This window comes from Polynucleobacter necessarius, assembly GCF_900095175.1.
Lineage (GTDB): Bacteria > Pseudomonadota > Gammaproteobacteria > Burkholderiales > Burkholderiaceae > Polynucleobacter > Polynucleobacter necessarius_I.
This window is the reverse complement of sequence record NZ_LT606946.1, coordinates 1,696,534-1,721,345: the sequence shown is the minus strand read 5'-3', so window position 1 is coordinate 1,721,345 and position 24,812 is coordinate 1,696,534. Positions and strand designations below refer to the sequence as shown.

Annotated in this window: 22 protein-coding genes and 1 riboswitch; of the genes, 16 read left to right on the top strand and 6 right to left on the bottom strand. The window is 46.4% G+C overall.

The genetic code is table 11. The annotated features are described in order from the left end of the window. Positions 1 to 15: 15 nt before the first annotated feature. Positions 16 to 876, bottom strand: coding sequence for a lysophospholipid acyltransferase family protein (locus DXE44_RS08930; RefSeq protein WP_114654121.1), 861 nt, complete (start codon positions 874 to 876; stop codon positions 16 to 18). 203 nt (positions 877 to 1,079) lie between these two features. Here DXE44_RS08930 and metK point away from each other — a divergent pair, with 203 nt between their 5' ends. The 3 genes from metK (at position 1,080) to metF (ending at position 4,839) form a co-directional block, all read left to right on the top strand. Further along, positions 1,080 to 2,246, top strand: a complete 1,167-nt coding sequence (metK, locus tag DXE44_RS08920) for a methionine adenosyltransferase (RefSeq protein WP_114654119.1) — start codon at positions 1,080 to 1,082, stop codon at positions 2,244 to 2,246. A gap of 88 nt (positions 2,247 to 2,334) precedes the next feature. Further along, a riboswitch (S-adenosyl-L-homocysteine riboswitch) is annotated at positions 2,335 to 2,446 on the top strand. Positions 2,447 to 2,507: 61 nt separating this feature from the next. Then, positions 2,508 to 3,953 (top strand): adenosylhomocysteinase, encoded by a 1,446-nt coding sequence (gene ahcY, locus DXE44_RS08915; protein WP_114654118.1) that lies wholly within the window; start codon positions 2,508 to 2,510, stop codon positions 3,951 to 3,953. Between the two features lie 55 nt (positions 3,954 to 4,008). Further along, positions 4,009 to 4,839: a methylenetetrahydrofolate reductase [NAD(P)H] gene (gene metF / locus DXE44_RS08910; protein WP_114654117.1), complete on the top strand. Its 831-nt coding sequence runs from the start codon at positions 4,009 to 4,011 to the stop codon at positions 4,837 to 4,839. Here the strand turns inward: metF and DXE44_RS08905 are convergent. Next, positions 4,829 to 5,452, bottom strand: a complete 624-nt coding sequence (locus tag DXE44_RS08905) for a 5-formyltetrahydrofolate cyclo-ligase (RefSeq protein WP_231970638.1) — start codon at positions 5,450 to 5,452, stop codon at positions 4,829 to 4,831. The two genes, metF and DXE44_RS08905, sit on opposite strands and share 11 nt — an antisense overlap. A gap of 55 nt (positions 5,453 to 5,507) precedes the next feature. On the opposite strand from DXE44_RS08905, the gene DXE44_RS08900 reads away from it, so the two are divergent. From DXE44_RS08900 to DXE44_RS08890, 4 genes are read left to right on the top strand one after another with little or no spacing between them, the layout of a single operon-like run. Continuing rightward, positions 5,508 to 7,466, top strand: a complete 1,959-nt coding sequence (locus DXE44_RS08900; protein WP_114654115.1) for a lytic transglycosylase domain-containing protein — start codon at positions 5,508 to 5,510, stop codon at positions 7,464 to 7,466. Positions 7,467 to 7,489: 23 nt separating this feature from the next. After that, positions 7,490 to 7,981 (top strand): NAD(P)H-binding protein, encoded by a 492-nt coding sequence (locus DXE44_RS10820; protein WP_231970637.1) that lies wholly within the window; start codon positions 7,490 to 7,492, stop codon positions 7,979 to 7,981. Positions 7,982 to 7,990: 9 nt separating this feature from the next. Further along, positions 7,991 to 8,398 (top strand): Rossmann-fold NAD(P)-binding domain-containing protein, encoded by a 408-nt coding sequence (locus DXE44_RS10815; protein WP_231970636.1) that lies wholly within the window; start codon positions 7,991 to 7,993, stop codon positions 8,396 to 8,398. A gap of 4 nt (positions 8,399 to 8,402) precedes the next feature. Continuing rightward, the gene (locus tag DXE44_RS08890) at positions 8,403 to 9,542 is read left to right on the top strand and encodes a polynucleotide adenylyltransferase (protein ID WP_114654114.1); all 1,140 of its coding nucleotides are present in this window, start codon (positions 8,403 to 8,405) and stop codon (positions 9,540 to 9,542) included. Between the two features lie 4 nt (positions 9,543 to 9,546). Here DXE44_RS08890 and DXE44_RS08885 read toward each other — a convergent pair whose 3' ends face one another. Further along, a complete protein-coding gene (locus DXE44_RS08885; protein ID WP_231970635.1) occupies positions 9,547 to 10,644 on the bottom strand; it encodes a class I SAM-dependent methyltransferase in 1,098 nt (365 codons plus the stop codon). 115 nt (positions 10,645 to 10,759) lie between these two features. Here DXE44_RS08885 and DXE44_RS08880 point away from each other — a divergent pair, with 115 nt between their 5' ends. The 9 genes from DXE44_RS08880 (at position 10,760) to DXE44_RS08840 (ending at position 23,226) form a co-directional block, all read left to right on the top strand. Beyond that, positions 10,760 to 11,581, top strand: coding sequence for an SDR family oxidoreductase (locus tag DXE44_RS08880; protein WP_114654112.1), 822 nt, complete (start codon positions 10,760 to 10,762; stop codon positions 11,579 to 11,581). Between the two features lie 44 nt (positions 11,582 to 11,625). After that, on the top strand, positions 11,626 to 12,021 hold the full coding sequence (locus DXE44_RS08875; RefSeq protein WP_114654111.1) for a dihydroneopterin aldolase: 396 nt from the start codon (positions 11,626 to 11,628) through the stop codon (positions 12,019 to 12,021). A 28-nt stretch (positions 12,022 to 12,049) separates the two neighbouring features. Next, positions 12,050 to 12,958: a tRNA 2-thiocytidine(32) synthetase TtcA gene (gene ttcA / locus DXE44_RS08870; protein WP_114654110.1), complete on the top strand. Its 909-nt coding sequence runs from the start codon at positions 12,050 to 12,052 to the stop codon at positions 12,956 to 12,958. Next, complete coding sequence (gene glmU, locus DXE44_RS08865; protein ID WP_114654109.1) at positions 12,955 to 14,445, top strand: bifunctional UDP-N-acetylglucosamine diphosphorylase/glucosamine-1-phosphate N-acetyltransferase GlmU; 1,491 nt, start codon at positions 12,955 to 12,957, stop codon at positions 14,443 to 14,445. The genes ttcA and glmU overlap by 4 nt, the downstream gene beginning before the upstream one ends. Then, positions 14,445 to 16,277, top strand: coding sequence for a glutamine--fructose-6-phosphate transaminase (isomerizing) (gene glmS / locus DXE44_RS08860; protein WP_114654108.1), 1,833 nt, complete (start codon positions 14,445 to 14,447; stop codon positions 16,275 to 16,277). The genes glmU and glmS overlap by 1 nt, the downstream gene beginning before the upstream one ends. Positions 16,278 to 16,393: 116 nt before the next feature. Continuing rightward, a complete protein-coding gene (locus tag DXE44_RS08855; RefSeq protein ID WP_415065435.1) occupies positions 16,394 to 17,191 on the top strand; it encodes a pirin family protein in 798 nt (265 codons plus the stop codon). 180 nt (positions 17,192 to 17,371) lie between these two features. Continuing rightward, positions 17,372 to 18,874 carry an efflux transporter outer membrane subunit gene (locus DXE44_RS08850; RefSeq protein WP_114654107.1) on the top strand — a complete coding sequence of 501 codons (1,503 nt, stop codon included), beginning with the start codon at positions 17,372 to 17,374 and terminating at the stop codon, positions 18,872 to 18,874. Positions 18,875 to 19,043: 169 nt separating this feature from the next. Then, complete coding sequence (locus tag DXE44_RS08845; RefSeq protein WP_114654417.1) at positions 19,044 to 20,183, top strand: efflux RND transporter periplasmic adaptor subunit; 1,140 nt, start codon at positions 19,044 to 19,046, stop codon at positions 20,181 to 20,183. A gap of 7 nt (positions 20,184 to 20,190) precedes the next feature. Beyond that, on the top strand, positions 20,191 to 23,226 hold the full coding sequence (locus DXE44_RS08840; protein WP_114654106.1) for an efflux RND transporter permease subunit: 3,036 nt from the start codon (positions 20,191 to 20,193) through the stop codon (positions 23,224 to 23,226). 91 nt (positions 23,227 to 23,317) lie between these two features. Here DXE44_RS08840 and DXE44_RS08835 read toward each other — a convergent pair whose 3' ends face one another. From DXE44_RS08835 to DXE44_RS08825, 3 genes are read right to left on the bottom strand one after another with little or no spacing between them, the layout of a single operon-like run. Further along, on the bottom strand, positions 23,318 to 23,944 hold the full coding sequence (locus tag DXE44_RS08835) for a glutathione S-transferase family protein (RefSeq protein ID WP_197712875.1): 627 nt from the start codon (positions 23,942 to 23,944) through the stop codon (positions 23,318 to 23,320). Positions 23,945 to 23,994: 50 nt separating this feature from the next. Beyond that, positions 23,995 to 24,483, bottom strand: coding sequence for a flavin reductase family protein (locus DXE44_RS08830; protein ID WP_114654105.1), 489 nt, complete (start codon positions 24,481 to 24,483; stop codon positions 23,995 to 23,997). Positions 24,484 to 24,508: 25 nt separating this feature from the next. After that, a complete protein-coding gene (locus DXE44_RS08825) occupies positions 24,509 to 24,811 on the bottom strand; it encodes a hypothetical protein (protein WP_114654416.1) in 303 nt (100 codons plus the stop codon). Between the last annotated feature and the right edge of the window lies 1 nt (position 24,812).

Sequence of the window (24,812 nt, the reverse complement as noted above, 5' to 3'; positions counted from 1 at the left end):
TTATAAATTTATTAACTAATTGCTTGGTGGTAATTCCGCTCTGCTAGGATGTTTGTAGCGGTTATATGCCCAGATAAATTGATTGGGCGCAACTAGGATCGCATTCTCAATGGCAGTGTTCAGTTCAGCAGCTGCGAGTGTCGAGTCTTCAGAAAGTGGCTCCAGTCTCTTAGCCTGCATTAGCCAGCCCTTGCCAAGACCTTTGCGTTTGGCAGTAAACATGACCACTGGTGTGTTGTTGCGATTAGCTAGTCTTGCGGGTAGCGGAGTTGTGTAGGCTGGGCGTCCGAAAAAGGGTACCCAAACGCCTTCACCGCCGCTAGGTACCTGATCTGGAAGAATGCCGATGGCTTCGCCGCGGGTGAGTGCCCGCGTCATTTGACGTACGCCGTTGAGGCTGGTTGGTACGAAATGTATATTGGGGTACGCGCGACCTTCTTCAACTACTTCATTTAGCCACTCTTGGCGTGATGGCCGATAGAGGATGGTTGCAGGGAAGTGTTGGGCCAATACTCTGGGCATGATTTCAAAACCACCGAGGTGTGGGGTGAGCATGACTAAGCCATGACCCCCATTGATCGCCGCCTCAACCAGATCCCAGTCTTGCACTTCAACAAGGGAAAGTGCTTTTTTAGGATTTCGCCAAATCCACAAACTGTTTGAGAAGAGTTGCCCTGATGCAGCAGCCGCATGCCAGATTTGCAGGGGTAAATGATGACTTTTAACAACCGCCTCATATTGAGGGCGAAAAAGTGATCGATATTGCTTTGAGCCTACATAAGCCAAAATTCCCAAAACGCCCCCAATGACCTGAACTAGGAATAAGGGCAACACTGCAATTGCAGCGAGGGTTAGCTTGAGAAGGAGTTTGCGCACCCTCTAATGATATTCAATGCCAGCGCTAGGGCCAAATTTCCTATGCCACTTGATGAATAAGGTGTTTTTCGGATAGAATTCACCCATCGCTGAGCTAAGGCAACTTGCAGGGCGATTCATAAATTCTGCTAAAGCGTCGCCGTTGTAGTTCCTGGCACGTCGAGTTGTCCCATAGATCGTGTTAATTTTTAAAGGAATATGCAATGGCAAATGATTACTTCTTTACCTCAGAATCCGTTTCTGAAGGTCACCCCGATAAAGTAGCAGACCAAATCTCTGATGCCATTCTGGATTCAATCCTGGCTCAGGACCCAACTGCGCGCGTTGCTGCAGAAACTTTGTGCAATACCGGCTTAGTAGTTTTAGCTGGTGAAATCACAACGAACGCCAATGTGGATTACATCCAAGTAGCTCGCAACACTTTGCGTGAAATTGGTTACGACAACACTGACTACGGTATTGATTACAAAGGTTGTGCCGTGTTGGTTGCTTATGACAAGCAAAGTCCTGATATCGCTCAGGGCGTAGACAAGGCGCATGACGACGGTTTAGATCAGGGGGCTGGTGACCAAGGTTTGATGTTTGGTTACGCTTGTGACGAAACTGCAGAACTGATGCCTTTGCCAATCCATTTGTCACACCGCTTGGTAGAGCGTCAGTCTCAACTGCGCCGTGATGGCCGTTTGAACTGGTTGCGTCCAGATGCGAAGTCTCAAGTGACCTTGCGCTATGTGGATGGCAAGCCTGACTCAATCGATACAGTAGTTCTCTCTACGCAACATGATGAAGAAATCTCTCTCGAGAAATTGCGCGAAGCAGTGATCGAAGAAATCATCAAAACAGTATTGCCGAAGCATTTGATCAAAGGTGCGATTAACTTCTTGGTAAACCCAACAGGCCGATTCGTTATTGGCGGCCCGCAAGGCGATTGCGGTCTGACAGGTCGCAAGATCATTGTGGACACCTACGGCGGTGCGGCTCCTCACGGTGGTGGCGCGTTCTCCGGCAAGGATCCATCTAAGGTTGATCGTTCCGCTGCCTATGCTGGTCGTTATGTAGCAAAGAACGTAGTTGCTGCTGGTTTAGCAAGCAAGTGCTTGATTCAGATCTCTTATGCGATTGGTGGGGCTAAGCCAACTTCAGTGATGGTGGGCACCTTTGGCACTGGCAAGATCTCTGATGAGAAGATTGCACAACTGGTATCTGAGCACTTTGACTTGCGGCCAAAGGGTATCGTCAAGATGTTGAACCTCTTACGTCCGATTTATCGTAAGACGGCTGCTTATGGCCACTTTGGTCGTGAAGAGCCAGAATTTACTTGGGAACAGTGCGACAAGGCCCCTGCGTTACGTGCGGCTGCTGGCTTGTAATCTGCTTTCTAGGTAGTAAATTTGCAGTATGTTTTGTATTGAGGCGAAATATGGCGAAATATGGCGAAATTGATTACAATTTCGCCATACCTTCAAGGAGCGTTGCAAGGAATACTGAGAACCAGTGTTTCCCCAGGCTTGAAGGGAGTGGACTCCTAGGTAACCCCAGAGTTTGCTAATTGCAACTGCGCTCGCTAACCCATGATTCAATGGCTAGCGAGTTCCTACTCCAGCATTGGATCGTCTTTAGCTGGAGCATTTATGAGTACCGTTTTCGATTTAAACAACTTTGTAGCAACCCGTTGCGCGATTGCTGATATTTCTTTGGCTGACTTTGGCCGCAAAGAAATCGCAATTGCTGAAACAGAAATGCCAGGCCTCATCGCCATTCGCGATGAGTTCGCATCACAGCAACCTTTGCGTGGCGCACGCATTACTGGTTCATTGCACATGACCATTCAAACTGCAGTATTGATTGAGACTTTAGAGGCTCTCGGTGCTGAAGTGCAGTGGGCATCTTGCAATATTTTCTCCACACAAGATCACGCTGCTGCAGCAATTGCTGCTAACGGCACTCCAGTGTTTGCGATCAAGGGCGAAACCCTTGAGGAGTACTGGGATTACACCCACCGTATTTTCGAGTGGGCAGATGGCGGCTTTACCAATATGATTTTAGATGACGGCGGCGATGCGACTTTGTTATTGCATCTTGGTGCACGTGCTGAAAAAGATCAAGCTTGCTTGAATCACCCAACTAGCGAAGAAGAAACTATTTTGTTTGCAGCCATTAAAAAGAAATTGGCGCAAGATCCAACTTGGTACTCCACACGCTTAGAAAAAGTAAAAGGCGTTACCGAAGAAACCACTACTGGTGTACATCGTCTCTATCAGATGTTCGCAAAAGGTGACTTGAAGTTCCCGGCAATTAACGTGAACGATTCTGTTACTAAGAGCAAGTTCGATAACCTCTATGGTTGCCGTGAATCTTTAGTTGATGCGATTAAGCGTGCTACTGACGTGATGGTTGCCGGTAAGGTTGCCGTGGTTTGTGGTTACGGCGACGTAGGTAAGGGATCTGCTCAAGCTTTGCGCGCTTTGTCAGCTCAAGTTTGGGTGACTGAAGTAGATCCAATCTGTGCATTGCAAGCAGTCATGGAAGGTTACCGAGTGGTGACAATGGACTACGCTGCAGATAAAGCAGACATCTTTGTTTCCGCAACAGGTAACTACCATGTGATTACACATGACCATATGGTGAAGATGAAGAACCAAGCCATTGTTTGTAACATCGGTCACTTCGATAACGAGATTGATGTTGCTGGTATTGAAAAATACAAGTGGGAAGAAATCAAGCCACAAGTAGATCATGTGATTTTCCCAGCAGCTAATGGCAATCCTGAGAAGCGCATCATCATCCTGGCTAAAGGCCGTTTGGTTAACCTCGGTTGCGGTACAGGTCACCCATCTTATGTAATGAGCTCTTCATTTGCGAACCAAGTAATTGCACAGATCGAATTGTGGAATGCAGTTGGCACAGATAAATACCCAGTGGGTGTTTACACCTTGCCTAAGCATTTGGATGAGAAGGTTGCTCGCTTGCAGCTCAAGACATTGAATGCCCAGTTAACCGTATTGTCAGATCAGCAAGCTTCTTACATTGGTGTAACGAAGGAAGGCCCATACAAGGCTGACCACTACCGTTATTGATCTGCACATTGCTAGATATTGTTCAATAGAGAAATAGAGACACAGGCCCAAGATCATGGAATTAAGCGTTGAATTCTTCCCTCCAAAAACACCTGAAGGTGAGACTAAGCTCCATCTGGTGCGCGAGCGTTTTAGTGAAACACTCAAGCCCGCTTTTTATTCCGTGACTTTTGGTGCCGGTGGTTCTACGCAATCTGGCACATTGAAAGTGGTGAGCGATATTCATGCTGCAGGTGCAGCGGTTGCTCCCCACTTATCTTGTGTTGGCAGCTCACGTGAAAGCGTGCGCGAAATGTTGAAGCAATACCAAGCTTTAGGTGTTAAACGTATCGTAGCTTTACGTGGCGACTTGCCATCTGGCATGGGTCAGTATGGTGGGTTTCATCACGCCAATGAATTAGTCGAATTTATTCGTGCAGAAACTGGCGATTGGTTTCATGTTGATGCAGCCGCTTACCCAGAAACGCATCCTCAGGCAAAGTCACCTGCAACAGATATCGATTTCTTTGTGCAGAAGATGCAAGCTGGAGCCAATTCAGCAGTGACTCAGTACTTCTATAACAGCGATGCTTACTTCCGCTTTGTAGATGAAGCTTATGACTTGGGTGTTACTGAGCCAGTCATTGCAGGCATCATGCCGATAACCAACAGCACTCAGTTACTACGTTTTTCAGATGCTTGTGGCGCAGAGATCCCACGTTGGATTCGTTTGCGCTTGCAGTCTTATGGCGATGACACTGCTTCGATTCGTGCGTTTGGCGAAGAGGTAGTGACCGATCTTTGCGATCAGCTCTTAACTGCTGGCGCTCCAGGATTGCATTTCTATTCGCTAAATCAGGCAGATGCTGTTTTAGCAATTGCAGACAACCTCAGTCTCAATAAGTAATTAATAAGCCTGACTCAGTCAGCATGGCATCCAAAGGCTCATCATGTGTTTGAGCCTGCCATTGAGCATCATCTAATTTTTGCCAGTCAAAGCCAATGCCTACGCACAGAAGGCTTGGTTTAGCTTTGCGCAACTGAGCTAAGGTGCGGTCAAAGTAGCCGCCCCCATACCCAAGCCGCCAATAGTGTGTTCTATCGCCCTCCCTAGATTCTGACCAGCCTACACAGGGAATCAAAATACAGTCTGGAGTGATTTGATGCCTACGAGGGTTGTTGGGGTCTGGTTCCGCTACACCATGGCGGCTTGGAATCAGCAAGTCACCTTCTTGCCAGACATAAAAATCTAAATGTTTATCGGGGCGTGCAAAAGGAAGGGCCAGCATCCTAGCTTTATTGCTCTTGGCCCAGGCCAATAGAGTCGGCCGAAGATCAAGTTCATCTTGTATGGGGCAATACAGGGCGACGGAATGAGTCTGAGCGTCATGGCCGGCTAGAAAACTGGCTAAGCCAAGCAAAATTGCTTCTCGTGCCACGGGATAGCCTGCGCTAGCCGCAAATTGTTTCCTTTGGGCTAGTAAGTCCTGCCGTAGCGATTTTGGAGAATTGCCGTGCATATCGACCATTATCAGGCGAAAATTAAGAGATATAGTAAATCGATTGGGTTAGACGGTGAAAAAGAGGTTTGATGTTTTGAGTGCTGGACAAAGGGCGGTGGGCAGAATTCTATTTCTGGCTCTATTAAGTGGTTCGCCCAGCATTTTTGCAGAGAAGGTCAAGAAAACTGTTCCCGCCAAAGAAAGCAGAATTTCGGCCTTTGAAGTCATGGAGGGGGATCGCACCTTTATTGAGTTGCGTGAGGCCTCTAAAAGGAATGACGTAGCTCGCGCACAAACCTTGGCTGCCACTCTCTCAAACTATCCTTACCAAGACTATGTAGCCTATTTCCGTATCAAGCCTCAGCTATTTGATAGTGCTGGTGTGGCTCGAGCTGATAGCAATGCAGACTCACAGGTAGTTGCTTTCCTAAATCAATACCAGGGCACCGCTTTGGCTGATCGGATGCGCAATGACTGGCTACTCGTTTTAGGTAAGCGAAAAGATTGGTCACGCTTTGATGCTGAATATCCTAAGTTTGTTTTGGATGACGACATTCAGGTGAAGTGTTATGTACTCCAATCTAAATTGGCCCAAGGTGATAACCCAACCAAAGTAGCGATTGATGCGCGCGCAATATTATTGGGCCCACGTTATTTCGGTCAGGCTTGCCAGGAGCTAATACCAACTTTGGTTGGCGCTGGAGGAATGACTCCTAGCGAGGCAAAGGCATTGGGCCGCGCTGCAGGTGAGATGGGTTTTGAATCCATGTCGCGTCACATTGGCGGTGAAGATCCTATTGCCGACATTGTGAAATCTGCTAAAGCAGATCCAGCAAAAGCTTTTAGAGATTTTTCTCAAAATGCATCTCGCTATAGCAAAGAGAATCAGGCCATGGCTTGGGGTGTGATTGGCCAATTCCTTGCAAAGAAATTAGATCCGAATGCAGATGATGCGTATCGTCTTCAACAAGAGCTGGGCTACAACGAACTTCTTTCTACTGAAGGCCAGGAATGGAAAGTGCGTGCAGGCTTGCGCGCTAAAGACTGGACGCTGGTAAAGAATGCAATTGAGGGTATGAGTCCTGTGGTGCGCAGTAGAGATCCCGCTTGGACTTATTGGTATGCGCGTGCATTAAAAGTTGAGGGCCAAAATGAAAATGCGCGCGAGAACCTTGAACTCATTGCTGACCAGTACAACTTCTATGGACAGCTTGCGCGCGAAGATTTGGGGAAATCCAATCATGCGCCTGCCAGAACCAAAGTGAGTGATGCAGAAATCGAAGCCATGTCACAACGCAAAGGCTTCATTCGGGGTGAACGCTTCTATGCCATGAATTTGCGCTTTGAAGGTAATCGCGACTGGAATTGGGAGTTGCGCAATATGAGTGATAAGCAGTTACTCGCAGCGGCTGAATATGCCAAGCGCATCGGCCTATATGACCGTGTTGTGAATACGGCAGATCGCACCAAGCAAGAGCATGACTTTAGCTTACGCTACCCAACCCCTTATCGTGATGAGCTATCGCTAATTGCCAAGCAAATTGATTTGAATTTGACTTGGGCATATGGCTTGATTCGTCAAGAGTCACGATTCATCATGAATGCCTCTTCTTCAGTTGGCGCTTCAGGTTTGATGCAGGTGATGCCGAATACGGCGAAGTATGTCGCTAAGAAAATTGGTATGACATCCTATACCAATGACAAGCTCACCGATACCAATACCAATCTCACCTTGGGTAGTAATTACTTGAATATGGTCTTGGTAGATTTAGATGGATCTTGGGTTCTCGCATCTGCAGCTTATAACGCTGGCCCATCACGCTCTAAAAACTGGCGGGAAAAACTCACCAGCCCTACTGAGGGCGCGATCTTTGCGGAAACGATTCCATTTAATGAGACGCGTACCTATGTAAAAAACGTTTTGGCGAATGCAACGTATTATTCATCGGTAATGTACGGTCAGACACAGTCTTTAAAACAGCGTTTAGGCGTCATTTCCCCTAAAGCTGCAAGTGCATCAGAGCTACCTTAGTATTTCAACCGCATGGGAGTTTTATGAAATATGACATTCTGCTAATTGGCGGTAACGGTTTTGTAGGCAGAATCCTGGCAGGCCAACTGCAAGCAGACGGCTATTCCGTTTTACTGCCAACTCGATACCTAGCATCCGCACGTGAATTGCGCATGCTCCCGAAGGTGCATCTAGAAGATGCTGATGTTCATGAGTTTGATTCTTTGCAAGAGCTTTGCTCACGAATTAAGCCTACTGGTGCAGTCATTAATTTAGTGGGTGTACTGCATGACAAGCCAGTCCAGCCCTATGGAAAAGTATTTGAAGCTGCGCATGTAGAGCTTCCTAAAAATATCATCACTGCCATGCAGCTACATGGCCTAAAACGCTACTTACATATGAGCGCATTGGGTGCAGACTCAAATGGTCCATCGATGTATCAGCGTAGTAAAGGTGATGGCGAAGCTGCAGTAAAAGCAAGTAACTTGAACTGGACTATTTTTAGGCCTTCAGTCATTTTTGGCGCTCAAGATTAATTTATTAATTTGTTTGCCAGGCTAACGAAGTTATTTCCTGCGATGCCATTGGCAAACTCAGGGGCGCAGTTTCAGCCAGTCAGCGTAGATGATGTAGCTAGTGCATTTACCAAGGCATTAAAAATGCCATCTACTATTCATCAGTCTTATGATTTGGTGGGGCCTACGGTTTACACCATGAGAGAGATTATGGAATTTGCTGCGCGTAAGGTCAATACAAAATGCGCCATCATTCCTGTGCCTGCTTTTGTTGGTTATCTTCAGGCCTTGGCTTTTGAGTTTTTGCCAGTTCCAACCTTGATGTCTCGCGACAATATTGCCTCAATGCGGTTACCCAACATCCTCCCACTCAATGGCGTGGATGCATTGACTCGGGTTTTTGGCATTAGCCGACGTACCCTAGAAGGCATGAAATAAGCCTATGAAGATCTACGCTGTTGGTGGCGCTATTCGGGATACCCTCATGGGGTTGCCAGTGCGCGACATTGACTATGTAGTGGTTGGCTCTAGCGTAGAAGAGATGATTGCTCAGGGCTTTCGTCCGGTGGGCAAAGATTTTCCAGTGTTCTTGCATCCAGAGATGCAAGCTGAATATGCCTTGGCGCGCACAGAGCGTAAAACAGGGAAGGGCTATAAGGGCTTTATGTTTTATGCAGACCCGACTGTCACGCTGGAGCAGGATTTAGAGCGTCGCGATCTGACCATCAATGCAATGGCACAAGAGGTCGGCGCTAATGGTAAATGGGTGGGCCCTATTTTGGATCCCTACAACGGCCAGCAAGATTTAGCTGCTAAGGTATTTCGTCATGTATCCGATGCGTTTGCCGAAGACCCTTTACGTCTTTTGCGCATTGCTCGTTTTGCAGCGCGCTTCCCTGAGTTTACGGTTGCACCAGAAACAATGGATTCTTTGCAGGCCATCGTTGAATCTAATGAATTATCAGCACTCTCGGCTGAAAGAATCTGGCAGGAGTTGGCAAGAGGTTTTACTGCAAATAAGCCAATGCGCATGTTTCAAATCTTGTTAGATTCTGCCGCAGCCAAAGCATTGCTACCATTAACGCTGACATCCTATTTAGCTAAAGAAGATTTCCGCGAGCAACTCATTGCACATTTGCATGCAGCAGACAATCGCCTGGAAGATCGGTGCGCTGTCACTCTCATGGATTTACCTGCTAGTGAAATTCGCTCATGGGCAGAGTGCGTCAAGATGCCAAATGAGGTGCGTGGCTTTAGTGAAATATTTAGCGAGCTCAATGTGCTTATCGAGAAATCAGTCGGTGATGCAGGTGTTGGCTATCAGCCTGCAGATATACTGGCTTGGTTCAACCGCGCAGACATTTGGCGTAAGCCTGATCGTGGAAATGCTTTGTTGGATTTGGCAAAGCGTATTGGCTTGAATGTCGATACTTTAATTTCGGCAATGCAAAATACCCAATCGCTCAACACGGCTCAAATTATTGAAGGCGTTCCGCTACAAAAGCGCTCCAATGGTGAAAATATTCGTAGTGCAATGGACTCCGCAAGACTTTCTGCTATTACTGCAGCCATAATCAGCTAAAAGCTTACAGCCGGTTTCTGCCTCGAAGGCCTGGTAAGTCCTCTAGTGCATGACCCGGTAGTACAGCATTTAATTTCTTTGAGAATGCAAAGACTTTGAAGAGCTCACCCATCTCTGCTTCAGATAATAGTTTTTGTAGCGAGTTTGAAATAGGTAGAAAAGTTTCTGGATTGCTGGGATCGCCAATCTCTAGCGCAATATCGCCGATACCAGCATCCAGCAAGTAACTTGCTTGATTGCTGAGATAGACATCATCAACTTTTTCTTCTAGCGCGCTACGTGCAATCTGTGACCACTCCACATGCGTTGTTAAATCACAAAGACCTGGAAGATGAAATGGATCTTGAATAGCATGATGCCGATGGTGTGCCATGAGCGTGCCTTCAAGGCGTTGTGCATGGTAATACTCGCTCTCCGGAAACCCGTAATCGAAGGTGAGGAAGAGCCCAGTATCGAGATGCTTGGCTACTTGGTGCATCCAAGCATTTGCGGGTGCGTGTAATTCGGTAATGTAGCCTTCAGAAAAGTTTCCAGTGAGCAAAGTCTCCGGAAGCAGTGACTGCTCAACGGGTTGTCCTGTTGACCAAGCAAGCTTGCCATTAATAATTGAAACACCTTGCCAATACCAAAAGCCATTTTGAAAAATGATGGCATCACACGGAATGGCATCTATCACCTCATTTGCCAGAATGATGCCTTTGAAATTACCGGGTAAAGAACTTAACCAATGGCATTGAGTGGATAGGGCTAGTTTCTCTACAACTTGCTTGAGGCGCTCTTCTTGCCTTTGGGCTAGGTCGGGTGAGATCTCAATAATGTCGTAGTGATCCAGGGTGAAATCCAAATCGTGTAATCGGGTGAGAATAGATTCAGCTAACTTGCCAGTGCCAGCGCCAAATTCCAGAATTTGGGTAGCTAGCCCTTGGGCCTTCAACCCCTCTAGAATAGGCAAAAGGGTTTCTACAATGGCGGCACCAAATAAGGGGGAAAGCTCAGGGGCTGTTGTGAAATCACCGCCAGCACCCAATTTGTGGGTTCCAGCGCTGTAATAACCCATGCCTGGCTCATATAAAGCCATTTCTATATACCTTGAAAAGGGCATCCAGCCGCCTTTGGAGGCGATTTCAGCCATTATTTTTTGGCTAAGAAGCTCGGTATGAGCCGTTTCAAGGCTGGTCAAGGTAATATCCATAGCTCGCTAGTCTAAGAAAATTTAAGTGAACTTGAGTTCAAACCCATCACCTCAGCAAAATAAAGCGGTTTTAGTGACCGGTGCAGCTAAGCGCCTTGGTCGGGAAATTGCCTTGGAATTTGCTCGTCAGGGCTGGGATGTGGCGGTCCATTATGGCCGGTCTGATTCGGATGCCCAAGCTACCGTAGCCGAAATCCAAAAATTGGGAGTTAAGGCAGCGGCTTTTAAGGCTGACCTCGCCAGAGAAGCAGAAATCCATTCCCTGTTTGCTGCGGTTGTTGCTGAGTTTCAAAACCTTAAGTGTCTCGTGAATAGCGCTTCAATCTTTGAATACGATCGCGCCAATTCGAATACTCCGCTGAGCGGTAAAAGTTTGCAAGACCACATGCAAGTCAATTTAGCTGCACCCATCTTGCTATCTCAGCTGATGTTTGAATATCACAAGCGTCAGATAAAGAAAGCAAGTGAGAGCAATTTAGCGATTCCATCGGTGATTCAGTTGCTCGATCAAAAACTGATCAATCTCAATCCAGATTATTTGTCTTACACATTATCTAAAGCTGCATTGCTCACTTCAGTTGAAGTGTTGGCGGTAGATTTTACTCCGCACTTACGGGTGATTGGTTTGGCTCCTGGCATTACGCTGACTTCGGGCGATCAAACTGCAGCAGGTTTTACCAAGGCCCATCAGATGACGCCATTGGGTAAGTCATCAACACCAGTCGATATTGCAAAAGCCGCTGTATTTTTGGCCAGTTCAAATGCGATTACAGGCACCACCTTATATGTAGATGGCGGACAACATCTATTGCCGTCATCACGCGATGTGATGTTTAAAACAAATTAAGAATTTAATACAGAATAAAAAATTAAAAAGAGTTCATAAAAATTATGCATGCCATTCTTTCTCATCCAGCACTTGCTGATTGCCGCCGCTTGTTTCTACGTGACTATGAAATCTATATCAATATTGGTGTGCATGATTTTGAGAAGAAGGCTGAGCAGCGCGTTATTCTGAATGTAGATCTCTATATCCCATTAAATATGAACACACCTTCTAAAGACTTATTGGAAGAAGTTGTGGATTACGACTTCATGCGTGAAACCATTAAGGCACGGTCTTCTCAGGGCCATATCCATTTACAGGAAACCTTCTGCGATGACATTGTGAGCGCGATGCTTTTGCATCCTAAGGTCATTGCTGCTCGAGTCAGTACAGCAAAGCCAGATGTCTACCCAGATTGCCACTCTGTTGGCGTTGAAGTATCTCGGATGAAGCAGGCTTAAAGAAATTTCAGAAAAGAATTTAGTAGCTATGAGTGATATGCGCAAAGTCGTCTTCGAAGAAAACAAACTTGAGAAAAAGTTATGTCGTTTAGTCGGCCAAGCAATTGGCGACTTTGGCATGATCGAAGATGGTGACAAAGTAATGGTTTGCCTATCAGGCGGTAAAGACAGTTATGCCATGCTCGATATTCTGCTCAAGTTGCGCGAGCGTGCCCCAATTGATTTTGAAATTGTTGCTGTTAATTTAGATCAAAAGCAGCCAGGATTTCCGGCAGAGATTTTGCCGAACTACTTAAAAGCTTTGGGTGTTCAGTACCATATTGAAAACCAAGATACTTACAGCATCGTCAAGCGTGTCGTTCCTGAAGGAAAAACGACTTGTGGTCTTTGCTCTCGTTTGCGTCGTGGGATTTTGTATCGCGTAGCAGATGAGTTGGGTGTTACCAAGATTGCTTTAGGCCATCACCGTGATGACATCTTAGAAACATTAATGCTCAACATGTTCTTTGCTGGAAAGCTCAAAGGGATGCCGCCAAAGCTGCGATCTGATGATGGTAAACATATTGTGATTCGTCCTCTCGCATACGTTCCTGAAAAGTTGCTGGAGCGTTATGCGGTAGATATGAACTTCCCGATCATTCCATGCAATCTCTGCGGCAGTCAGCCCAATCTACAGCGTGGTGCCATGAAAGAGATGTTGCACGAATGGGAGAAAAAGCACCCAGGGCGCGTCGAGAATCTATTCCGCTCAATGCACCATATCGTGCCATCCCATTTAATGGATGGAGAGGCCTTTGATTTTAAGAATCTCGAGATTTCTACAGAGCTGTCGGGCATTGCTGCAAGATCTGCTGGCGATAAAGCGATTGACGAGATAGAAATCGATGAAATAGCCTGTGGAACGCTGATTCAGGGGCCTTATAATCCCTCTTTATGAACATCGTTATTTTGGCTGCTGGGCAGGGAAAGCGGATGAAGTCCGCATTACCCAAGGTTCTCCAAACCTTGGCCGGGAAACCCCTTCTCCAGCACGTTCTCAATACAGCTCTGGATTTACAGGGTAAAAGCGCTAAAACTGGCCCCATAGTTGTTGTAGGGCATGGCGCTGCTGATGTTAAAGAGTTTCTTCAAATCGCTAGCGAGCAAGATTCTTGCTTTAGCAAAGTAAGCACTGCACTGCAGGCTGAACAAAAGGGAACAGGCCATGCTCTATTGCAAGCTCTGCCTAAATTGGACGTAAATGAGCCGACTTTAGTTCTGTATGGCGATGTACCTCTTACAAGTAAAAAGACGCTCTCTAAATTAGTTAAGTTGGCTGACGGTGTGCGTGGTCAAGATTCCGCTTTGGCGCTCCTGACTCAAAACCTCAACAATCCAGCGGGCTATGGCCGCATCGTGCGCGATATCGATGGTTCGGTAAAGGCGATTGTTGAAGAAAAAGATGCATCATCTGAGCAAAAGCGTATTCAAGAAATCAATACCGGCATCATGGTGCTGCCAACCAACGCACTGAAGAAGTGGCTTAAAGCTTTGCGTGCTAGCAATGCTCAAGGCGAATACTACTTAACTGATGTGATTGCGATGGCAGTGAAGGATGGTGTGCCTATTCGCACTGCACAAGCTGATGCTGAATATGAAACTGTTGGCGTTAATAGTCGAGATCAGTTAGCCGCGTTAGAGCGAGTACATCAACTCAATCAAGCAAATGTACTCATGGATGCTGGTGTTTCTTTGGCTGATCCAGCACGGATTGATATCCGTGGAACACTAGAGTGCGGCACGGATGTATTTATTGATGTCGGCTGTGTATTTGAAGGTTGCGTGACTTTAGCCGCTGGCACAAAAGTGGGCCCGTACTGCATTATTCGCAATAGCGTGATTGGTAAGAATGTCACTATTCACCCATACAGCCATATTGACGGTGCAAAAGTTGGTGCAAGTTCGTTGATCGGACCTTATGCTCGCTTGCGCCCCGGTGCAGATTTGTCCAATGATGTACATATTGGCAACTTTGTCGAAGTGAAGAACAGCAAGATTGCCGCCAATAGTAAAGCTAATCACTTAGCTTACGTGGGCGATTCGATTGTGGGCTCTAGAGTCAATATCGGCGCAGGCACGATTACTTGCAACTACGATGGTGTAAATAAACACCAAACGATTATTGAGGACGATGTCTTCATTGGTTCAGATACTCAGTTGGTTGCCCCAGTGCGCGTTGGCCGTGGTGCCACATTGGGTGCAGGTACAACCTTGACTAAAGATGCGCCGCCTAATCAACTTACCGTGTCACGAGCCAAACAAATTTCTTTACAGTGGCAACGCCCACCAAAGAAAGAGAAAAAGCCGCAAGAGAAAAAGCCGGCAATCAAGAAGGCCGCTGTAAAAAAAGTAGCCACCAAAAAACCTGTGAAGGCTAAAAAATAATGTGCGGGATCGTTGGCGCGGTTTCGCGCAAGAATATTGTTGAGGTCTTGATTGAAGGACTTCGTCGCCTTGAATATCGCGGTTACGATTCATGTGGTTTTGCAGTAATTAACAGCAATGATGCCAAGCACCCAATTGAACGTGCTCGCACTACTGCCCGTGTTTCTGAGTTAGCAGAGCAGGGCAAAGAATTTGATGGCACCCTAGGTATTGCACATACTCGCTGGGCAACGCACGGTAAACCTGATACACAAAATGCACATCCCCATATCTCTGGTGGGTTAATCGCTGTAGTGCATAACGGCATTATTGAAAACTACGAATCACTACGCACTGAGTTGAAGTCTGCAGGCTATGTATTTACCTCAGAAACAGATACTGAAGTAATTGCGCATTTAATTCATCAAGCGTATGTGGCAAGTAAGCGGGCAGATTTAGTTGCTTCAGTGCGCTCTGTATTGCCATGCTTCCATGGTGCTTACGCAATTGGTGTGATTGCACAAGATCGTCCTGATGTTTTGGTGGGTGCACGAGCGGGATCTCCTTTGGTTGTAGCGCTTGGCGAGAATGAGAATTTCCTTGCTTCTGATGCGCTGGCTTTGGCCGGTCGCGCTCATTCGATGATGTACCTAGAGGAAGGTGATGTTGCCATTCTGAAGGCAGGGAGCGTCGAGATTGTTGATCAAGCTGGTAGGGCTGCACAGCGTGAGCAAAAACCAATGCCAGCCCAAGCTGACTCCGTAGATCTAGGCCCTTATCAGCATTACATGCAGAAAGAGATCTTCGAGCAACCAAGAGCAATTGGCGACACACTTGCCAATATTGCTAGCTTTGGTCCGGAGCTCTTCAACGCTGATTCTGAGCAATGGGAAAAGTTTAATCAAATTTTGATCTTGGCTTGCGGCACTAGTTACTATTCAGCTTGTGTTGCTAAATACTGGTTAGAAGATTTAGCCGGCATTCCGACGCAAGTAGAGATTGCTAGTGAATATCGTTATCGCACAACCGTTCCTAATCCGAATACATTGGTTGTGGTGGTTTCGCAGTCGGGTGAGACTGCAGATACTTTGGCAGCCTTGTGTCATGCGCAGTCCCTGGGCCATCAATACACGCTAGCAATTTGTAATGTTGCAAGTAGTGCGATGGTTCGCGAAACAAATTGGAATTTCTTGACCAAGGCTGGCACCGAGATTGGCGTGGCTTCCACTAAAGCCTTTACAACGCAGCTAGTTGCGCTCTATCTGCTTGCTGTTTCATTGGCCAAGCGTGCAGGTAAGGTGAGTCCTGAGCAAGAAAAAGAGCTCTTGCGTGATTTGCGTCATTTGCCAAAGGCTTTGCATGGAGTATTAGCACTTGAGCCCCAGATCATGGCTTGGAGTACTGCATTTGCTAAGTGTGAAAACGCTTTATTTCTCGGGCGCGGCATGCACTACCCGATTGCCCTTGAAGGCGCACTCAAGTTAAAAGAGATTTCTTATATTCATGCTGAGGCCTATCCAGCTGGTGAATTAAAACATGGCCCGCTTGCCTTAGTTACTGAAAAGATGCCAGTAGTGACGGTAGCGCCTAATGATGACTTGCTTGAAAAGTTGAAGTCCAATATGCAAGAAGTTAAAGCTCGCGGTGGCAAGTTGTATGTCTTTGCTGACCAAGATACCGAGATTACCAGTAGCGAAGGTATCAACGTAATTCGTTTGCCTGAGCACTGTGGCAAGCTTTCTCCAGTCCTGCATGTTGTTCCATTGCAACTCCTGGCGTACCACACTGCTTGTGCCTTAGGTACGGATGTTGACAAGCCCCGCAACCTCGCAAAGAGCGTTACAGTCGAGTAGTCGCAATTCAGTACAAATATTTGTACGCAGTGATGGATGCTCTTTAGAAAATAATGGAAAAAATTATTGGTATACGAGGCAATGATTAGGGTCATTGGGTTGGCGATGGCTTTCCTGTGCGCACCTTATTTTTTTATCAAGACCTGGGCAAGCAAATGAGCCCATTCTTGATGTTGGACTATGCAGGTCCAGCAGAGTTCCCTCCCACAACTGAACGCAAGGGTGTGGGTTCACACCCTCATCGCGGTTTTGAAACAGTCACCATTGTTTATGAAGGTGAAGTGGCACATAAAGATTCCACAGGTCAGGGCGGTGTCATTGGCCCTGGGGATGTGCAGTGGATGACTGCCGGCTCTGGCATCTTGCATGAAGAGTTTCACTCAGAAAGTTTTGCCAGAAGTGGCGGAACTTTGGAGATGGTGCAGCTCTGGGTGAATTTGCCAGCAAAGCTCAAAATGACTAAGCCAGCTTATCAAGCCATTTTGGATAAACAGATTCCTGTAACGGATTTGAGTAATGGCGCAGGGCAAGCGCGCATTATTGCTGGAGGGTTTGATGGCCATACAGGACCAGCTAACACCTTCACTCCTCTCAATGTGATTGACCTAAAGTTAAAAAAGGGTTCGGCAAGCATTCCTGTGCCTGAGGGCTGGAATACTTCCTTAGTTGTACTTAAGGGTACCGTAGAGGCTGGTGAGGGCGTGGTAGCTAAAGACGCTCAGATGCTGATGTTTAGTAATCAGGGTCAAGATATTCAATTCAATGTGCTTGAGGACTCTATTGCTTTGCTGCTGAGTGGAGAGCCGATTAGTGAACCTATTGTTGGATATGGCCCATTTGTCATGAATACCAAAGAAGAGATTGCTCAAGCAATGCAAGATTTCAACAGCGGAAGCTTTGGAAGAATCGCCTAAGAAGAATAGGGTTGGGGTGTAAAAAATCTGTTTGACTTCTACGCGCAGCTGTGTACAAAATTTATTAGTCAAATCAATGTGTTACACAGACTCGATTAGAAAAATGTGTTCAAATATCTACTGTAAAAAAGGATATTTGTCACCGTTCATGCTTGGCTTTCAGGATTTCTCTAGTTTGCGTTGGCTTCCGTTTTTTTTGCGGGATTTCTTTCTGCCTGCGCAGTAGGTCCAGACTTTAAACAGCCCGATGCCCCGAATACATCTGGGTATACCGAAACTACACTTTCACAAAAGTTGGCCACTGCGCCTGGAGTGCCTGGTGGAACGGATCAAGAATTTATTGAAGGCGCTGATATTGAGGCTCAATGGTGGGAATTATTTAAATCTCCAGAGCTAGACGTATTAATCAAAAAAGCTTTGCAACAAAACCCGAATTTAGGCGCAGCTGATGCTGCCCTGCGTGCGAGCCAAGAAAATGTCAGCGCACAAATTGGTGGACAGTACTTTCCGGCGATTGGTTTAAATGGCGGCGTCGCTCGACAGTTACAGCCTTCCGCTATTTATGGCTTGCCTTACGGTTCCGATACCTACAATCTCTATAACGCTTCCGTTAACGTCACCTATAAGCTTGATGTTTTTGGTGGTGCACGCCGTGCAGTTGAAGGCGCAAGAGCGCAAGCAGAGATAGCGCAGTTTCAGTTAGAAGGCGCATACCTTTCTCTGACGGCTAATATTGTTACTGGTGCAGTACGCGAAGCTGCTTTGCGCGCACAGATGCAGGCCACAGAAGAAATTCTGAAGGCGCAAACAAATTTAGCTGAGGTGACAGAAAAGCAACTAGCGATTGGTACAGTTTCTCGAGTGGATGTGACATCACAAAGAACTTTGGTATCTAACTCCCAAGTGGATTTATTTACCTATGAGCGCAATCTTTCCTTTGCACGCAATCAGTTAGCCGTATTGGTTGGTGAGCTCCCCAGTAATGCCAACATCACTAAGTTTGACTTGAAGTCTTTGCATTTGCCAGAGAAGCTACCGCATTCAGTACCATCTAGCCTTGTGCGCCAACGCCCAGACGTACGTGCTGCAGAAGCGCAGCTCAAGGCCACGAATGCTTTGGTGGGCGTGGCTACTGCTAATTTATTGCCGCAATTTAATATCACCGGTGCAATTGGTTCCGCAGCGTTGACTAGTGCAGCTCTGTTTGGGCCGAACGCAACCCTATGGTCTATTGCTGGCGGTATATTTCAGCCACTCTTTCAGGGTGGACAATTATTGGCACAACGTCGTGGCGCTATTGCGAATTACGAGCGGGCGGTTTACCAATACCAAGCCACTGTGCTGAAAGCCTTTCAAGAAGTGGCGGATGCCTTATGCGCTCTAGAGACCGGTGCTCAAGCATTGAAGTCTGCATCAGATGCAGAGCGTTACGCTTATGAAACTTTAGAGTTAGTACAGCAGCAATATAAGTTGGGCACTGCAAGTTACTTGGCCGTTCTCTATTATCAAAATCAATATCAAATTGCGAAAGTCAAATCGGTTTCTGCGCAAGCAACTCGATTCTCTGACACAGCAGCATTATTTGCAGCACTAGGCGGCGGCTGGTGGAATCGCACCGGCCCAGCCTTTCAACCAAAAGCCATAGCAAACAAAGATCAAAATGAAACTTCTGGAAACAATTAAAACCAAGGTAACGGCAGCAGTGCTTGCTTTGTGGACTTGGATATGCGCGAAGGCAGTTGAGTGGAAACTTCGCGAGAGACTCATTGCGCTTTGGGAAAAGGTAAAAGGATTCTGGGTGCGCTTGCGTGAACGCTTCCAGCGCAGTAAAGCTAACGCCAAACTGCAATCGATGACACCTTTGGGTCGACGCATGACCATTATGTTGTGTGGCGTATTTTTATTATTGGGCTTGATCTTTGGATTCAATCAACTCAAGACCTTCATGATTAAGCATTTCATTGCGGGTATGGATTTACCGCCCGCAACGGTTTCTACGATGGTGGTCGAAACAACAGCATGGCAACCCAAGTTATCTAGCGTTGGAAATGTGCGTGCGTTTAGAGGGGTAGAGCTCAGCACTGAAATTGGTGGCCTGGTTCAAAACGTACCTATTAAATCGGGCATGGATGTTAAAGAGGGTGAGTTATTAATTAAATTAAATGACGCATCAGACATTGCCCAATTGAATTCATTAAAAGCATTGGCAGATTTAGCTAAAGTTATTAATGAGCGTGATAGACAGCAATTAGAGATTCAGGCGATTAGTAAGAACGTATTCGACACCAGTAAAGCCGATGCCAAGTCCAAGCAGGCTCAAGTAGAGCAGCAAACAGCCCTGGTGGCCAAGAAGAATTTAAAAGCCCCCTTCAGTGGACGCGTCGGTATCGTAATGATTAACCCTGGTCAGTACGTTAATCCAGGTGATAAGTTGCTCACCCTTCAAACCTTGGGTCCTATTTTTGTAGATTTCAATCTCCCGCAGAGTAATGCTGAACAGATTCAGGTTGGACAAGAAATTGTGGTGACAACGGATGCATTCAAGGGTGCAAGCTTTACTGGTAAGGTTACTGCCGTGAGTCCTAAAGTGGATACCAATACGCGCAATATTCAGATTGAAGCCCAGCTGGCCAATCCGGATAAAAAGATTTTGCCAGGCATGTTTGCTAACGTGAATATTAAGTTGGGTGACGAAGTGAAGTTGCTGACATTGCCTCAAACTGCTGTGACTTATAACCCGTATGGCTCGACAGTATTTATTGCCAAGTCAACTGGCAAAAAAGATAAACAGGGCAAACCTACGCTTGAAGCACAACAAGTCTTTGTAACTACAGGGCTAACGCGTGGCGATCAAGTAGCAATTCTCAAAGGGGTTGAAGAGGGGGATACGGTTGTTACTAGTGGCCAGCTTAAGTTGAAGAATGGCACACCGCTGATTGTGAATAACAAGGTGCTGCCATCCAATTCACCAAACCCACAGCCACAGGAATAAGTCCTAGATGAATTGGACTGACATATTTATTCGTAGGCCAGTTCTCTCACTGGTAGTGAGTGCGCTTGTCTTGGTGTTTGGTTTGAAAGCGGTTGGTTCTTTACCAGTCAACCAATACCCGCAAACCCAAAATGCGATTGTCACCATTACAACGGCTTACTATGGCGCTGATCCAGAGACGATTGCAGGTTTTATTACACAGCCACTAGAGACGGCGATTGCTCAGTCTCAAGGTATCGACTATTTATCCTCGATGAGTGTGAGTGGCCTCTCGACCATAACCGCGACTCTCAAGCTCAATTACGACTCCAATGCTGCGCTGACACAGATCCAGACACAGATTAGTTCGGTGAAGAATCAGTTGCCACCGCAAGCTCAGCAACCCGTATTGACCGTGCAAATTGGCCAGTCTACTGCAGCAATGTACATGGGCTTTTATAGCGATGACATTCCAAATAATGCAATAACTGATTACTTGTTACGGGTAGTGAAGCCAAAGCTGGACGCTGTCGATGGCGTTCAGAATGCTGAAATCACTGGTGGTAGAAAGTTTGCCCTGCGTGCATGGCTTGATCGCGAGAAGATGGCTGGACTTGGCGTGGGTGCCGATGATGTTTATAGCGCCATGGCAGCCAATAATTACTTATCCGCAGTAGGTAGCACTAAGGGTGACATGGTTGCTGTCGATTTAGTGGCTGGCACTGATCTACATACGCTCGATGAGTTTCGCAAATTGGTTGTCAAAAAAGATGGCATCAATATTGTGTATTTAGATCAAGTGGCAACCGTGAGCATGGGCTCTGAGGACTACAACACCAATGTTGCGTTTAGTGGCAAGCGCTCAGTATTTATTGCTATCAAGGTGGCGCCTCAGGCGAATTTGCTTGATGTGGCAGAGCGTGTTCGTGTTGTAGTGCCAGATATTCAGAAGCAGTTACCAACTGGTATGTCAGGCAAAGTAGTTTATGACTCGACTAAGTTCATTACTACTTCAATTGATGAGGTAGTAGCAACCCTTCTAGAGGCACTGTTGATTGTGACGGTGGTGATTTATCTCTTCCTGGGCAGCGCACGCGCAGTTGCTGTACCTGTGATTGCGATGCCACTCTCATTAATTGGCACATTCTTCTTAATGCAAGTATTGGGCTATTCCATTAATTTGCTGACACTACTCGCCTTGGTATTAGCGATTGGTTTGGTGGTCGACGATGCCATTATTGTGGTTGAGAACGTTGACCGTCATATGAAGGAAGGCAAATCTCCGCTGGAGGCTTCCTTAATTGCTGCGCGCGAGTTAGGCGGCCCAATTTTGGCAATGACGATTGTGTTGATTGCGGTTTATATCCCGATTGGCTTCCAGGGCGGTTTAACGGGAGCGCTCTTTACCGAGTTTGCCTTTACTTTAGCAAGTGCAGTCGCAGTATCAGGATTGATTGCGTTGACGCTTTCACCGATGATGTGTTCACACATTTTTACTGAAGAGCAAGAAGCTTCATCGTTTGTACAAAAGATCGATCGCATTTTTGATAAGGTGCACCACAGCTATCAATCCACTTTGCGTGAGCTCCTGAGCGCCTGGCAGGTCATCATTGTGATGGGTGTGATTTTGCTGGGAGGAGTGGCTTATCTCTACGCTACTGCTCGTGCTGAATTGGCGCCAACAGAAGACCAAGGGATTGTGTTGATGCAGGCTTCAGGTCCACCGAACAGTACGGTTAATCAAATGCAGACTTATGCTGATCAGATTTATCAAATATCAGCAGCAGAGCCTGAATATGAGCAGATGTTTCAGATCACTAGCCCAACCAGTAGTTTCGGTGGTGTATTGCTCAAGGATTGGGATCAACGCAGTCGTAATGCCACGAAGTTTCAAGAAGATATGCAAAGTAAGTGGAATTCGATCGCCGGTGCTCGTATAGCCGCCTTCCAGTTTCCAGCTTTGCCAGGTGCACAGGGCTTGCCTGTTCAGGTGGTTATTAATACTACTGAGTCTTATGAGCAACTTAATGAAGTGTCTCAGGCGGTTTTAGATAAGGCTCGTCGTAGCGGTAATTTCTTCTTCGTGGATTCGGATTTGAAGATTGATAAGCCGCAAGACGTTTTAGAAATTGATCGTGAGAAAGTCGCCGCTCTGGGTATGACCCAGCAGCAAGTGGGTAGCGCCCTCTCCGCCGCCTTAGGTGGTGGTTATGTCAATTACTTCTCTGTCGCTGGTCGTTCCTATCGTGTTATCCTACAAGTCAAGCAGGTGGATCGTCTCAACCCAGATCAAATCTTGGATTACTACATACGCACTCCAAGTGGGCAGATGATTCAGGCGCGCACGATAGCAACAATTAAGCAAAAAGTGGTTCCGCAATCCATTAATCACTTTCAGCAGTTGAACTCCGCAGCGATTTCTGGTGTGAGTACACCGTTTATTTCTCAAGCAGATTTGCTCGAGTTTATGCGTCAAACTTTGAAGGAAGTGGCGCCCAATGGTTACACCATGGATTACGCTGGCCCATCCCGTCAGTTTATGGCAGAGTCTGGTGGCTTCTTGGCGACCATGTTCTTTGCGATTTTGATTGTGTTCTTGGTCTTGGCTGCACAGTTTGAAAGCTTCCGGGATCCGATCGTGATTTTGGTTTCAGTACCGCTCGCCTTATTTGGTGCATTGATCTTTATTAATTTGGGATTCACAACTTTGAATGTGTATACCCAGGTTGGACTAGTTACGCTAATGGGGTTAATTAGTAAGCACGGTATTTTGATTGTGGAATTTGCTAATGAGTTGCAGGAAGCTGGTCGCAGTAAGTTAGATGCCATTGTTGAAGCTAGTAGTGTGCGTTTGCGCCCGATCTTGATGACAACTGCGGCAATGGTGCTGGGTGTTGTTCCCTTAGTGATTGCATCTGGTGCAGGTGCTGCTGGCTGTCAATCTATGGGTATCGCGATCTTTACGGGTTTGTCGATCGGCACCCTGTTTACACTCTTTGTAGTGCCTGCGATGTACTTGTTTATTGGTGCAGATCACCATCAGAGGAAATTCAAGCAAGAATAGTCTATTCTGCAAATGACTAAAAAAAGGGTGAACTGAGTTCACCCTTTTTTACTTGAGACCTCAGATTCAGGAAATCTGATACATCACTTATTTACTTAACGATATTGAGCTCTTTTTGTCTCACGACCTTGTATTGCGTTTCCAGTTCAATCCGTTTCATCAATTCATCAATATTGCGTAAATCTGAACGTGGCCCAGTTTTTTCTGGAAAGGTTTGTTGTAGCAAGACCCATCGACTGACACATAAGGCTAATGGAATATCTCCGACACTAAATTGTTCGCCAGCGCAGTAAGTATGTTTTTCTAAGGTCTGATCAAGCAATCCTAGCAATGCATCCGCCTCTTGGTACGAACTCTGAATTAACTCATAGTTACGATCCGCTTCGGGGATGCGAGTGAGCCCTAGGAATGCAACTCGTAATGGTGGCCACATAGTTCCCAGTTGCCAGTCCATCCACTTCTCCGATTGGTACTGACTTTTAGTATCCACAGGAAAGCGCTTCGACCTATCGTATTGACGAACAAGATATCGCAAAATGGTATTGGACTCCCAGAGCACAAGATTGCCATCTTCTAAGGTGGGGACCAAACCATTGGGATTGAGCGTTAGAAATTCAGGGGTGTGATTAATTCCAAAATGAAGACCGGCATCTATGCGTTCAAAATCTTTGCCTTCTTCAAGTCCCAGCTCTGCAAGGCACCACAATACCTTTTGCACATTAATAGAACTTTTTCTTCCCTATAAGCGCATCATGTTAGCCCCTATTTTTAAAGTGATGAATCTAATCCCATAAATTTGCTATGAGCAAATATCAGCGGATAACTCTCTGGAATGTGCTTCAGGTTGAGCACTCTAGCAACAATGATATTGTGATCGCCGCCGGTGTGGGCTGAAACTGTTTCGCATTCAAAGTAGGCTGAGCACCCTTCAATTTGAGTGAGGCCACTTGCTGCAATTTTGTGCGGAATGTTAACGAACTGATTCTCTTTGACAGTAGCAAAGTGCATTGCCATGGCTTCCTGCGAACGCTCAAGTACATGAATTAACTGTTTATGACCCACTTCAAAATTGGGCATTAGGCGTGAATGTTTCTTGAGGCTCCACAAAATGAGTGGCGGCTCTAGCGAAACTGTATTGAATGAGCTAATGGTGATGCCGTGTGCGTTCTGGGCCGCATCTAGACAGGTGATGACTGTGACCCCTGTTGCAAAGGAGGAAAAGCCTTTGCGGAGCTCTTGGGAGGTAAATGGGGTCATCTAGTTTTCTTGATTGATTAATTTCTTACTTCGCTGCAACTGGAGTCGGAGCATCAGCAGGGATGATCGTGCCTGGAATTGGGGTCAGGATTTCGTTCTCTTCAGCTTTGACGCATTTAAAGCGATATTCCTTGCCAGCCTTAGAAAGGAAGCTTGCACCTTGGTAAAAATCATTCTTACAAGTCGTATTAGCAAAATCCATGACATCTTGTGGGGAGGCGCTGGAGCTGATTAAGCGCATATTGCCCATAGACATCTGAATTTGGCTTGAGGAGTATCCGGCTAGAGTTAAGCCGCAAAGCGTAGTTAATAGTAGAATTTTTTTCATG

Bases quoted from the DNA above. Each gene is read 5' to 3' on its own strand.
- DXE44_RS08830 (WP_114654105.1), bottom strand. From the start codon at position 24,483: ATGACCCCATTTACCTCCCAAGAGCTCCGCAAAGGCTTTTCCTCCTTT.
- glmU (WP_114654109.1), top strand. From the start codon at position 12,955: ATGAACATCGTTATTTTGGCTGCTGGGCAGGGAAAGCGGATGAAGTCC.
- DXE44_RS08825 (WP_114654416.1), bottom strand. From the start codon at position 24,811: ATGAAAAAAATTCTACTATTAACTACGCTTTGCGGCTTAACTCTAGCC.
- DXE44_RS08845 (WP_114654417.1), top strand. From the start codon at position 19,044: ATGACACCTTTGGGTCGACGCATGACCATTATGTTGTGTGGCGTATTT.
- DXE44_RS08890 (WP_114654114.1), top strand. From the start codon at position 8,403: ATGAAGATCTACGCTGTTGGTGGCGCTATTCGGGATACCCTCATGGGG.
- ahcY (WP_114654118.1), top strand. From the start codon at position 2,508: ATGAGTACCGTTTTCGATTTAAACAACTTTGTAGCAACCCGTTGCGCG.
- DXE44_RS10820 (WP_231970637.1), top strand. From the start codon at position 7,490: ATGAAATATGACATTCTGCTAATTGGCGGTAACGGTTTTGTAGGCAGA.
- DXE44_RS08840 (WP_114654106.1), top strand. From the start codon at position 20,191: ATGAATTGGACTGACATATTTATTCGTAGGCCAGTTCTCTCACTGGTA.
- metF (WP_114654117.1), top strand. From the start codon at position 4,009: ATGGAATTAAGCGTTGAATTCTTCCCTCCAAAAACACCTGAAGGTGAG.
- DXE44_RS08905 (WP_231970638.1), bottom strand. From the start codon at position 5,452: ATGCACGGCAATTCTCCAAAATCGCTACGGCAGGACTTACTAGCCCAA.
- metK (WP_114654119.1), top strand. From the start codon at position 1,080: ATGGCAAATGATTACTTCTTTACCTCAGAATCCGTTTCTGAAGGTCAC.
- glmS (WP_114654108.1), top strand. From the start codon at position 14,445: ATGTGCGGGATCGTTGGCGCGGTTTCGCGCAAGAATATTGTTGAGGTC.
- ttcA (WP_114654110.1), top strand. From the start codon at position 12,050: ATGAGTGATATGCGCAAAGTCGTCTTCGAAGAAAACAAACTTGAGAAA.
- DXE44_RS08885 (WP_231970635.1), bottom strand. From the start codon at position 10,644: ATGCCCTTTTCAAGGTATATAGAAATGGCTTTATATGAGCCAGGCATG.
- DXE44_RS08875 (WP_114654111.1), top strand. From the start codon at position 11,626: ATGCATGCCATTCTTTCTCATCCAGCACTTGCTGATTGCCGCCGCTTG.